The sequence below is a fragment of the Telluria sp. LT2P80 genome, assembly GCF_059685955.1.
Genome location: NZ_JCASIO010000001.1, coordinates 941764 through 953063 on the forward strand (window position 1 = coordinate 941764; position 11300 = coordinate 953063).

The 11300-nt window shown below is 62.5% G+C and carries 11 protein-coding genes; 5 read left to right on the plus strand and 6 right to left on the minus strand.

Annotation, left to right across the window (positions count from 1 at the left end; translation table 11 throughout):
- Window positions 1–82 precede the first annotated feature (82 nt).
- The 3 genes from AC56LW_RS04180 to AC56LW_RS04190 all read left to right on the plus strand — a co-directional run bounded on the left by AC56LW_RS04180 (window position 83) and on the right by AC56LW_RS04190 (window position 1247).
- A complete protein-coding gene (locus AC56LW_RS04180; RefSeq protein WP_499631951.1) occupies window positions 83–406 on the plus strand; it encodes a hypothetical protein in 324 nt (107 codons plus the stop codon).
- A 110-nt stretch (window positions 407–516) separates the two neighbouring features.
- Window positions 517–975 carry a DUF2778 domain-containing protein gene (locus AC56LW_RS04185; protein WP_499631954.1) on the plus strand — a complete coding sequence of 153 codons (459 nt, stop codon included), beginning with the start codon at window positions 517–519 and terminating at the stop codon, window positions 973–975.
- Entirely contained in the window at window positions 972–1247 is a 276-nt protein-coding gene (locus AC56LW_RS04190; protein ID WP_332532514.1) for a hypothetical protein, read from the plus strand. The genes AC56LW_RS04185 and AC56LW_RS04190 overlap by 4 nt, the downstream gene beginning before the upstream one ends.
- Window positions 1248–1284: 37 nt before the next feature.
- On the opposite strand, the gene flhA is transcribed toward AC56LW_RS04190, so the two are convergent.
- From flhA to AC56LW_RS04205, 3 genes are all read right to left on the minus strand, one after another.
- Window positions 1285–3396 carry a flagellar biosynthesis protein FlhA gene (gene flhA, locus AC56LW_RS04195; protein ID WP_499631957.1) on the minus strand — a complete coding sequence of 704 codons (2112 nt, stop codon included), beginning with the start codon at window positions 3394–3396 and terminating at the stop codon, window positions 1285–1287.
- The gene (flhB, locus tag AC56LW_RS04200; RefSeq protein WP_332532437.1) at window positions 3393–4568 is read right to left on the minus strand and encodes a flagellar biosynthesis protein FlhB; all 1176 of its coding nucleotides are present in this window, start codon (window positions 4566–4568) and stop codon (window positions 3393–3395) included. The genes flhA and flhB overlap by 4 nt, the downstream gene beginning before the upstream one ends.
- 166 nt (window positions 4569–4734) lie before the next feature.
- Window positions 4735–6045: an MraY family glycosyltransferase gene (locus tag AC56LW_RS04205; RefSeq protein WP_499631960.1), complete on the minus strand. Its 1311-nt coding sequence runs from the start codon at window positions 6043–6045 to the stop codon at window positions 4735–4737.
- A 353-nt stretch (window positions 6046–6398) separates the two neighbouring features.
- On the opposite strand from AC56LW_RS04205, the gene AC56LW_RS04210 reads away from it, so the two are divergent.
- Window positions 6399–7523: a hypothetical protein gene (locus tag AC56LW_RS04210; RefSeq protein WP_499631963.1), complete on the plus strand. Its 1125-nt coding sequence runs from the start codon at window positions 6399–6401 to the stop codon at window positions 7521–7523.
- Here AC56LW_RS04210 and AC56LW_RS04215 read toward each other — a convergent pair.
- The 3 genes from AC56LW_RS04215 to AC56LW_RS04225 form a co-directional block, all read right to left on the minus strand.
- Complete coding sequence (locus tag AC56LW_RS04215) at window positions 7504–8508, minus strand: fumarylacetoacetate hydrolase family protein (protein ID WP_499631966.1); 1005 nt, start codon at window positions 8506–8508, stop codon at window positions 7504–7506. The genes AC56LW_RS04210 and AC56LW_RS04215 overlap by 20 nt on opposite strands.
- A gap of 55 nt (window positions 8509–8563) precedes the next feature.
- Window positions 8564–9658, minus strand: a complete 1095-nt coding sequence (locus tag AC56LW_RS04220; RefSeq protein WP_332532441.1) for a phospholipase A — start codon at window positions 9656–9658, stop codon at window positions 8564–8566.
- Between the two features lie 154 nt (window positions 9659–9812).
- On the minus strand, window positions 9813–10529 hold the full coding sequence (locus AC56LW_RS04225; RefSeq protein WP_258835379.1) for a pseudouridine synthase: 717 nt from the start codon (window positions 10527–10529) through the stop codon (window positions 9813–9815).
- Window positions 10530–10743: 214 nt separating this feature from the next.
- Here AC56LW_RS04225 and AC56LW_RS04230 point away from each other — a divergent pair, with 214 nt between their 5' ends.
- Window positions 10744–11154, plus strand: a complete 411-nt coding sequence (locus tag AC56LW_RS04230; protein ID WP_499631969.1) for a hypothetical protein — start codon at window positions 10744–10746, stop codon at window positions 11152–11154.
- Window positions 11155–11300 lie beyond the last annotated feature (146 nt).

The following is an 11300-nucleotide window of genomic DNA, read 5'->3' on the forward strand; positions in this document are numbered from 1 at the left end:
GGCGCCGATCTTGCGAATGCCGGCCGGGTCGAATCATGACTGGCACGGCTGGCGTGCCGCAAACGCTCATCAGGAGAACCCCATGGCACGCTCGATCCGGCTGATCTACCGCAATGTACAGGGCCGTGTACGCGTCAATTTCAACTGGCCCGGTCTCACCGAAAGCTCGGCCGTGCTGATCACGGCCGCAGAGTGGAAACCGGTTCTCGACCCGTTCGATTCACCGCCCGGCCGCCCTCACCTGGGCGAGGCCAATGTGTATGTCACCAATATCGGGCCGCACGATCCCGAAGGTGGTCCCGGCGGTGTCGAGTTTCATCTGCATGTCGACTGGGACAGTCCGCTGCACATTCTTGTCACGCTTACCGACCTCGGCTTCATCGAGAAGCAGATCGTGATGGAATAGGCCACCTGGCCCCTGGAACCTGGCAGCGGCATCGTCGTGGCACGTCAGCGGGTGCCTGCATCAGCTACCTATGATCAGAAGCTTCTCAATCAGGCTTCAAGGAGTTCTCCATGGTCGAATGTACATTCAAACTCAACGGTAAACCGCTGAGTACGTTTGAAATGAGCTCGTTAAGATTTCCAGCCTTCTCGGAACTTGGCGAACATAAAAATCGACGCGAGTTCGCCTGTGCCGCAGGCGTCGGGCCAATTCCGCCAGAGGCCTACTACATCGTGAATCGTCAGTCAGGCGGCAGGCTCGGTCCGCTACTTGATTTCATGAAGGACAGGTCCGACTGGTTTGCCCTGTACGCAGCCGACAAGCACATTGACGATGAAGTCTTTTGCAATACCGTGAAACGAGGAAATTTCAGGCTGCATCCGGCAGGTACGCGCGGCATCAGTCAAGGGTGCATTACGCTGCCAACCCGGACTGACTTCGACGTGCTGCGACATCAACTCATCGCAGGCGGTCAGGTTCTCATTCCAGGCACCTCATTGCACGCTTATGGCCGAGTCACTGTCCAATGAAGAGAGCACTGATACGACTGTCTCTGATCATCTGGATCCTTGCTGGCACTGTTGTGCTCGCTCGTTTTCTGATTCTCCATCACGACCTTTTCCCACCGTTCCCGGAAACGTGGGCAATCTGGCTGATCAACCTGTACGGCTCAAGGAATGGCGAAGAGCTGGCCGATCTTGAAATACTTGTCGCCCTGGGGCTGGCCTTGAGCGCGATTCTGACGGTCACGACGCTTGGCTGGCTGGTCTGGCGTCACGTCCATCGCCCTGCTCCGGCATGATGAGCACGGGGGAAGCGCCTGCGCTGCCCTATCCCTGTTACATCGGCACACCCACCAGGCTCGTCACCCGGATCGTCTTGGTCTCGGGCACTTCGGCATGCGACAGCACCTTGAGCGCAGGCACAGCGCGGCGCAGGAAGCGCGACAGCAGCACGCGCAGTGGCGCCGGTACCAAGAGCACGGGCGACAGGCCCATCTGCTCTTGCTGGTTGGCGGCATGCGCGGCCTGCTGGGCGATCGTGTCGGCCAGGCCCGGCTCGATGCCGGTACCGTCGCCACCCGCGCCCATCGCCTGCATCAACAGGCGCTCGAGGCGGTTGTCCAGGGTCATTACCGACAACTCGTTCTCGCCCGGGAACAATTGCTGGACGATCGCACGGCCCAGCGACACGCGCACCACGGCGGTCAGTTCGGCCGGGTCCTGCGTCATGCCGGCGTGCTCCGACAGGGATTCGATGATCGAGCGCATGTCGCGGATGTGCACGCCTTCGACCAGCAGGTTCTGCAGCACTTTCTGCAGCGTCGACAGCGAAACAACTTTCGGCACCAGATCCTCGACCAGCTTCGGCGTTTCCTTGCCCAGGTGGTCCAGCAGCGCCTGCACTTCCATGCGGCCCAGCAGTTCCGACGCGTGCAACGTGATCAGGTGGTTCAGGTGCGTGGCAACGACGGTGCCCGCATCGACCACCGTGTAGCCCATGCTTTGCGCTTCGTCGCGCAGGCTCGCTTCAATCCAGGTCGCCGGCAGGCCGAAGGCCGGGTCGGTCGTGACCACGCCTGGCAGCGTACCGCTGGCCATGCCCGGGTTGATCGCCAAAAACTGACCGTTGAGTGCTTCGCCGCTGCCCACTTCGACGCCCTTGAGCGTGATGCGGTAGGCCGATGGCTTGAGTTCCAGGTTGTCGCGGATATGCACTGGCGGCGCCAGGAAGCCCACTTCTTGCGCGAACTTCTTGCGGATGCCCTTGATGCGCTTGAGCAGCTCGCCGCCCTGGTTCTTGTCGACCAGCGGAATCAGGCGGTAGCCCACTTCCAGGCCCAGCGTGTCGACTGGCATCACGTCCTGCCAGGTCGCTTCTTCGCTCTCGGCCGGCGCCGTACGGGCAGCGGCGGCGGCATCGGCCACGGCGGCGGCTTCCGCCTGCGCCGGCGCTTCCTTCTTGCGCTTCGAGATGAAATAACCACCGGCAGCAAGCGAGCCGGCCAGCAGCAGGAACACCACGTTCGGCATGCCCGGGATCATGCCCAGGCCGCCGATGATGGCGGCCGTGATGTACAGCGCTTCCGGGCGGGCAAACAGCTGGTTGGTCAGCTGCGAGCTGACGTCTTCATCGTTGGCCACGCGCGAAACCACCATACCGGCGGCGATCGAGATGATCAGCGACGGGATCTGGGCGACCAGGCCGTCACCGATGGCCAGCAGCGTGTAGATCTTGGTGGCTTCGCCGATGGCCAGGTCGTGCATCACGACGCCGACGATCAGGCCGGCGATCATATTGATCACGGTAATCATGATGCCGGCGACGGCATCGCCCTTCACGTACTTCGAGGCGCCGTCCATCGCGCCGTAGAACTCGGCTTCTTGCGAGACTTCCTGGCGGCGCTTGCGCGCTTCGTCTTCGCCGATCAGGCCGGCGTTCAGGTCAGCGTCAATGGCCATCTGCTTGCCTGGCATCGCGTCCAGCGCAAAGCGTGCGCCGACTTCGGCGATACGGCCCGCGCCCTTGGTCACGACCGAGAAGTTGATGATGGTCAGGATGATGAAGACGACGATACCGACTGTGTAGTTGCCGCCGATCAGGAAGTGGCCAAAGGCCTCGACGACCTTGCCGGCAGCGGCGCTACCGGTATGGCCTTCGGTCAGGACGATACGGGTCGACGCGACGTTCAGCGCCAGGCGCAGCATGGTCGAGACGAGAAGAATCGAGGGGAAGGCCAGAAAGTCGAGCGGCTTGACCGTGTACAGCGCGGTCAGCAGCACGATGATCGACAGCGCGATATTGAAACTGAAAAACACGTCCAGCACGAACGCCGGCAACGGCAAGATCATCATGGCCAACAGCATGATGATCAGGATCGGGGCTGCCGCCTTGCCGCCTTGTGCTCCAAGGCCGCTCATCCAGGCTGGCAGTTTCATGCTGTTGGTCATTCAGTTGCTCCATTTTCGGGTGCCGGTCGCTGTTGCGAGGCCGGGTTCAGCGGGTCCATCTCGGCAGGTACTTTCAACCTGGTCGGGCGATCCGGGTAGTCGCCCTCGCCCTTCTTGTAGGCCCGCAGCTGGTACACGTAGGCCAGCACTTCCGCCACCGCCGAGTACAGCTTTTCCGGAATCTCTTCGTCGATCTCGGTGTGCTTGAACAGGGCGCGGGCCAGGGCCGGGGCTTCGAGCATGGGCACCTTGTTCTCGGCGCCCATTTCGCGGATCTTGGCCGCGACGTCATCGACGCCCTTGGCCACTACCCGCGGTGCTCCCTTGCCATCCGCATACTTCAGTGCGACTGCGTAGTGCGTCGGATTAGTGACGATCACATCAGCAGTAGGGACATTTTGCATCATCCGGCCCCGGGCCATTTCGCGCTGCATCTGCCGAATCTTCCCCTTAATCTGAGGATTGCCGTCCGATTCCTTCGATTCCTGGATCATTTCCTGGCGCGTCATTTTCAGTTTGTCTTTCCAATGCCACAACTGATACGGGCCGTCGATGAGGGCAATCACTCCCAGCGCGCCGGTGATGAACAGGAACGAGCGGCCAATCATGTCGCCGACGTGGGCGCTGCTTTCATTGAGCGGCTCGACCGCCAGGCCCAGCATCGCTTCCTTCTGGCCGCTGACAACGATCCACGCGACCACGCCAATGACGATCGTCTTGATGATGGCTTTGAGCAGCTCGACCAGCGCGTTCTTGGAGAACATGTTGCCGATCCCCTTCATCGGGTTGAGCTTGCCGAAGTTGGGCATGAACGCCTTCGACGAGAACAGCCAGCCGCCGATCAACATCGGCGAGATCAGCGCGATGAGCATGACGGCCCCGGCAATCGGCAGGCAGGCCAGCATGACGCTGACGATGTCGTTGAGAATGCGTTCGAGCAGGATATTGGGATTGAAGATCTGTTCGCGGTCGAGCGTGAGACCGGACTTCAGCGAGGTCGCCAGTCTGCCGACGAGCATGCCGCCAAATGCCCATAGGCAGGCGCCGGCCGTCATCAGGACAGTGAACGTCGCCAGCTCGCGCGATCGGGGAACGTCGCCTTCTTCGCGCGCTTTCTCGATCTTTCTGGGCGATGCGTCTTCGGTCTTTTCTGCGTCGCTATCATCCGACATGGTGCCCCCGCTCGATTGCTCTTGAATGTCTCACCGCCGCCTTTGTACTGCGCGTGCGAGATTATCGCTGAAATTGCCGTGCAGACAGATCGAGAACAAGCGGGGAAACCTGCCCCAGTTCAGGGGCGGCGTCGTGCGGACTGTGGACTGCGGATTGCTTGGGAGATTACATGCAGCGGCGCGCGAGAACCGGCGCTGCCTGCTTGTGGCTGTGATCGGCCAGTCCGCCAGGCTGGTTGGCGGAGGGATTGGCAGCAATGCGGGCAGCAACCAGGCCGGACGTGGCGCCCTGGCCATTGCTGCTGGTCGTAATGAGGGGGCTGATTGCCACCGGCTTGACGGCGACGGTAGCCGCCTTCGGTGCCAGCGGCGCGGTCGCGACCGGCATGATGAACGGCGCATGGCGGCGGCGGGCACGCCAGGCCGAAACGACCAGCGCGTACACGCCCAGATACAGCGCGAAACTGGCCAGTGCGCCCTGTACCAGCACGGCCGGATCGCCCGCGTAATTGACGGCGAGCGCCGCCGGCACCAGGGCGATACCCCACGAGACCGGCGAGACGAAGGCATTGCGCAGCGGCGGTGGCAGCATGCGCAGGTAGCGCGCCGTGATCGCCGTCTTGACCAGGCTGTGCAGGTGCCAGCTGTCCGGATGCCCCGGATGACGACGGCACCACAGGCGACGCATGATCGTGAAGACGGTCTCAAAAACCGGGTAAGCGCAGGCCAGCAGCGGCGCCCAGGCCGACACCGACGGATTGCGGTAGACCAGCATCACGGACAGCCAGGCCAGCAGGAAGCCAAGCAGATAGGCGCCGCCATCCCCAAGGAACAGCTTGCCTAACGGGAAATTGACAACGAAAAAGCCCGCGGTCACGGCGCAGATCACGAAGCACAACTGCGCCAGGTGAATGTCGCCGGCGCCCATGGCGATCAGACCCAGCGTGCCAAGCCCGATAACGACCGTGCCGCTGGCCAGCCCATTGAAACCGTCGATGATATTGACGGCATTGGCCACGCCGCCAACGGCAAACGCGGTAAACAGCACCGAGAATGGCAGCCAGCCCAGCATGCCATCGAGCAGTGGCATGCCCGTGTGCTGCAGCGTGACGCCCGTGAGGAACCAGCACACCACGCCACTGCCGATCGTGGCCAGCAGGCGGGTGCGCACAGAGACGGTGCGGGTCAGGTCTTCGGCCAGGCCAAAGACAAAGGCTGGCAGCGAGGCAATGAGGACCGGCAGCAGCAAATCGCGCTGCGCCTGCGGCAACACGCCCAGCGCCAGCCAGAGGCCCGTCATGATGGCGGCGCCGCCGATGCGCGGGGTTGGGGTGATATGGAATTTCTGCACGCCACGCGTTGCATCAAGCGAGTAGCGGCCATGCCAGCGTGTGGTGAGCACGAGCAGGAGCGATACGATCAGCGATGTGGCGAAGCCGATTTCGAGGCCGGCTAATGGCAGGTTATAAATACTCATAGAACCACTTTGTTAACTCGTCAATTCTATCGCATTTCGGGTCATTTCTTCCCCAATCGTGTTGCTGCAGGGTTTCTCACGCAATTTCACTCATCATTAATGGTGCATTGCAAGCTCTTGATTATAAACGACTTATTTAGTGATTTTAGGTACGTTGCGCTGCAACAATCAATAGTACAGATACTTCTCCTACCATTTCTCCACAAATTGTTACACTTTTCCATAGTGATATTTAGATAGATTTATTTCTTATTACCCAATTGGGGCGAATCATGGCGCGTCGATATTCAACCGTACGAGCGTTCTATTCGATCGTCATGTTATGTCTGGGCGTTGTACATTCTGCACATTCAATGGCCCAGAGCTCTGCGTCGTCCGACCTGCTCGAAGCACGGGCGCGGCTGCAGGAAGCCGAAGCCAGGCAGGCAATCGCCGAAGCAGAGCGCGCCGAATTGCTGGCGCGCCTGCCACCGGCGCAAGCCAAAGCGCTGGGCGGCAGCGTCGATACGCGCGGCTTTGGTGCCGCCGGTCTGGCGCGTGCGTTCGACCTGACGCTCGAACTGGCAGCCGTGGTCTGCCACATGTTGCCGCCCGACCGCGTTGTCATCATGTATGACCCGCTTGTCAGCCAGGGCATCGTGGTGGCGCGTACTGTCGATGCCGCGCTGGTCCGCCAGGCGCAAGAGCTGGCCGTGCGCAATGCCGCGCTACAACGCTACATAGAGGCCAGCACGCCGGCGGCCGCGCGCCGCCGCAGCGCCCTGCTGCTGGCCTGGCTGACGGCGCCGACGATGATCCTGCGCGCCGGGGCCGACCTGGCCAGCCTGTTCAAGACCGACACCACGCTGGCCGGCGCCGCCTACGGCGACGGCGCCCGCGCCCTGTTTGCCAGTGCCATGGCGCGCAGCTGCCCTGCCCGCCTGGCTGGCCTGAGTGGCGGCTATATGGGCGAACTCGACGTCACGCGCCATGCGGCGCTGCTGGAACGGGTGCGGGTGCTGGGCCTGGAACGCGCCGCGCTCGCGCAGCACATCGACGCACTCGACGCACTGGCCGCCACCGCCAAGGGCGAGCGCAAAAAAGAGCTCGCCGCGATTGCGGCCGCTGCGACGGTGCAGCTCAAGGCAGTCGACAGCTTCATCGACGCTCTACGCGCCGGCGAAGTCAGCGACAAGAGTCCCTTGTTGACGACGGCGCGCTATCTTGGCCAGGCCGAACGCAGCGCCGGCGCGCTGGTGCTCGATGTCGATCTGCGTCTCGAAGGCCTTGCCGTACAGCGCGATCACCTGTTCACGGGCGAGCGGCTGGCCTTGTCCGGCGTGGCGTTTCTCTGGTACCGGCTGCATGAACCGGATGGGCGGCTGGTGCGCGCCGATGCGCTGCGCCGGATCAGCCGGCCGGTGCGCGTCGATCTGCGTGGCGTGCCAGATAATGACGGCTTCTGGGACGAGCCCGGCGTCAAGCCACCGCGGCCCTGAGCGTCTGCTCGATCGCCCCGAACAGCGATGTACCTTTCTCGTCGAGCATCTCGATGCGCACCGTATCGCCAAAGCGCATGAACGGCGTGACCGCGTCGCCGCCGGCGGCCATCTCGATCCAGCGCGCCTCGGCAAGACTGGCATAGCCCGGCGTATGGCGCCTGGTTGCCCGGTTCGACACGATGCCCGAGCCGACAATCGTCCCCGCCGTTACTGGCCGCGTCATTGCCAGCGCTGACAGCAGCTGCGCAAAATTGAACGTCATGTCCTCGCCCGCCTCGAGCGTGCCGACCGGATTGCCATTAAGGCGCACACGCAGCGGCAGCGCGGCTTTTCCGGCCGTCCACGCGTCGCCCAGCTCGTCCGGCGTGACCGCCACTGGCGCAAACGCGGTGGCCGGTTTGGCTTGCAGGCCGAAACCCGCCGCCAGCGCATCCGGCGCCAGGTTGCGCAGCGTGATGTCATTGGCCAGCAACAACAGGCGGATCTGGCCCAGCGCCGCATCAGGCGTCGCGCCCTGGCGCAGGTCGCCACTCACAATAGCCAGCTCGGCGCCGAAGTCGATACCCCATTCTTCGCGCGCCAGCACCAGGTCCTGCGTGGGGCCAAGCAACCCATCGGCTGCAGCCTGGCGCAGCTGCGGCGCGTCGCGCCATGCGGCCGGCAAGCTGCTGCCAAGTGCGCGCTGTTCCAGGTCGTGGTGGTGCAGATAGGTGGCGCCGCACACGCGGGCGCTGGCGCGCGGCAGTGGCGCCATGCATTGGGTCGGGTCGAAGTCGAATGCGCGGCGCGCTTTGGCGTCGCCCTTGCCGTCGTTCAGTTGACGGTAGAGTGCATCGAGTTGCGGGGCAATGAAAACCCAGTCATCGAGCGCGGCGCGCAAGCTTGGCGCGATGCCATCGGCAATATGGGCAGTGGACAGGTCGCGCGACACCACGGCCAGTTGGCCATCACGGGTGCCGTCGTCCAGCGAGGCAAGTTTCATGGGCGGGCTCGTGGGAACAAGCCCGCCATTCTACGGTACGGCAGGTGTGAAGCGATCAATACTTGACGATGACACCGACGCCCAGGCTGCGCTGGAAGTAGTTGTAGTCGATCATGCTCTGGCCATAGCCGGCGAACGCATTGACATAACCCTTGATCGGGCCGACGAGCGGGAATGCCCAACCGACCTGGACTGCACCCTTGTCGGTGCTGAAGTTACGGCGCACGAGGGCCGAGACTTCATGGCCGCTACCCATGCGGTAATTGCCGGCCAGTTCGAAGCGGCCCATGAAATCGGTGATGTCCGGGTTGTTGTCGTCTTCCAGCGATTCATTGACACGCTTCCAGAGCTTGGCGGTCATGGTCAGCGGACCACGTTCCAGGCCGACCTGGGCGTAGTAGCGGTTCCAGCTGCGCGACAGGCTCGACGACTGACCGTTCGACTGGTGCACGAAGCCCAGGTTCAGGAAGCGCACGTTGATACCGGCCAGGGCGAAGTCCAGTGGCATGACTGCCATGATCTCCGGCTGGTAATTGGTTTCGCGGAACGGGCTCGATGCCTTGTGGTTGGCCGCTTGCCAGAACGAATTCTGGGTATAGCCGAACCAGACGTCGATCGGTTGCTCGAACAGGGTCTCGACCAGCTTCATCTTCACGCTGAGCTGGAATTCCAGTTCGGCCTTCGACAAGCCTTCGGCATCCGGGTCGGTCGCCAGGAAGTCGGCGTACGGCGCTTCGTTCGGGCGGTGGGTACGGGTCGCGATCAGGTAGTTCGGGTGGTGCGGACGGAATTTGAACGCGCCGCGCTTGTCGCGTGGATCGAGTTCCCAATGGCTGCTCAGCGTGTATTCAGCGGCGGCCTGGACGGTTGGATCGACGGTGGCGGTGTGATCGACGGCGCTGTTCAGCGGTGCGTCGAACGCGCTCTGGGCAGCCACGGCCGGTGCGACAACCGGGGTCGATGCGGTGCTCGCGGCAGCGGCGCTGCCGGTGCTCGCAACGCGGTCGAAGCAGGCCAGGCGCTGGGCGCTGTCGAGGATCGGGGTGCATTCGGCCAGGGTGGCCGGCTGGCTCTGTGCCATGACTGGCAGGGCCAGCAGCAATGGAATCAGGGCGAGGGAATGGGAGAGGCTCGGTCGGTATGCGTACATGGTTATTTTTCTGGAAAATTCATTCGTGCGACAACCGGTACCCGGACGCCGTCGGAACGGAGTGTCGCGGAAATCGGCTGACTATGTCGCACGAATATTGTGGTTAAGCATGTTCCGTTGTGAAATTTCCACAACAGCATGCGGATGTGGTATGTCAGCCTGGTACGAGCAGGTCGAGCTGTGCCTGGTCGAGGAAGCACCACTCGCCTTCTTCGAGTCCCAGCGCGGCCAGCGTCAAGCCGCCGATCTGGGCCCGGTGCAGCGCGCTACAGTGATTCTCGGCAGCAGCCAGCATGCGCTTGACCTGGTGATATTTGCCCTGCTCCAGCACGATCTCGATGGATTGTTCACCCAGCTTGACGCACGACACCGCCTTCAATGGCGCCGGCTCATCGTGCAGTTGCACGCCAGCGAGCAGCCTGGCGACGAGTTCCTCGGTCACCGGCTCAGCCGTCGTGGCGTGGTACACCTTCGGTACGTGGCGCTTGGGCGACGATTGCGCGTGGATGAACGGGCCGTCGTCCGACATCAGGAGCAGGCCAGTGGTGTCGTGATCGAGCCGGCCGACGGGCTGCACATCGCGCCAGGTAAATTGCTCTGGCAATAGGGTCAGGACGCCCGGATGGTGGCTCGGCTTGCGCGAGCATTCGAAGTTGGCCGGCTTGTACAGCGCAATATAGACATGCTCGCGGTACGCCCATTCTTCGTCAAAGACGGTCAGCACCAGGCCGTCGGTCTCGAACGTGGCCTTGAAATTATCGGCGACCTCGCCATTGATGGTGACGTCGCCATCCTCGATCAGGGCGCGGCAGTATTTGCGGGTGCCGAATCCCTGCGATTGCAGGATGCGGTCTAGGGACAGTTTACTCATGGGGCGAGACTTTACCAGAACAGGTCCGGCGCGGACAGACTGACAATTAGAGCAATGTTTTTTAGTCAACTTGCATGCCGCGGTTCATTTGAGCAGCGTCAAGTCTGCAGAAATTCTTATTGATAGACTTCAACATGTTAGGAATCCGCCTAACGACCATGATGGTTGTTTGCCATACATCAAGGTGCAATTCCGCCAGAGAACAGGACTGAACGTGAACGATGATCTCGACACCTGCTATGAAAAGCTTTCACCGCACGAAGTGCATTGCGCGCGCCAGCGCGTTGCACGAGTACATGCGGCGCTTTTTCCCACGCTGATGGCATTGTCGCGCTGGAGCAGCGGCGCCCGACCCTTGCCACATCACGACCAGTTCCGGCTGCGTGCTGCGTGGTTTGCGCGCATTGGCGGCGACCATCAGGACTGGCTCGAACGCGGCGGCTTTGCCCAGCATGACGATTTGCCCCCACTGCGCCAGCCCACCATGTGGCACCCGCCGCGTCTCGTATCACCTTCGACGCCTCAGACGAATGACACCATGACCGACCACTGCAACGACAACGATCTGAACCACCCGTCACGCCGCACCGGCCGCGATGGCGACGCCGCTAGTGCGGCAGCCTGACCTGATCCTCCAACGCCCGTCACCGCAGCGCCAGCCGCACTCCCCTGTCCACCAAAAAAAACACAGCAGCCTGGTCGGCAGACGTAGGGTGGGCGGCTGCGCCGCCCACGCGTTCAAACCAACCTCGCTCGGTGGTAACCCAAGGT